Source organism: Streptomyces sp. NRRL B-1347 (genome assembly GCF_000720325.1).
Classification (GTDB): domain Bacteria; phylum Actinomycetota; class Actinomycetes; order Streptomycetales; family Streptomycetaceae; genus Streptomyces.
Window position 1 is genome coordinate 1 of the sequence record NZ_JOJM01000360.1, and the last position, 202, is coordinate 202.

General features: G+C 67.8%; 1 protein-coding gene. It reads left to right on the forward strand.

Annotated elements, in window-relative coordinates; genetic code table 11:
• A partial coding sequence (locus IG74_RS0145370; protein ID WP_030689887.1) for a flavodoxin-dependent (E)-4-hydroxy-3-methylbut-2-enyl-diphosphate synthase occupies nt 1-202 on the forward strand: 202 nt, incomplete at both ends.

Genomic DNA, 202 nt, shown 5'->3' on the forward strand with positions numbered 1-202 from the left:
GGCGGTGCGGGTGAACCCGGGCAACATCAAGCAGTTCGACGACAAGGTCAAGGAGATCGCGAAGGCCGCCCAGGAGACCAGCACGCCGATCCGCATCGGCGTGAACGCGGGCTCCCTGGACAAGCGTCTGCTGGCCAAGTACGGCAAGGCGACGCCGGAGGCGCTGGTGGAGTCGGCGCTGTGGGAGGCGTCGCTGTTCGAG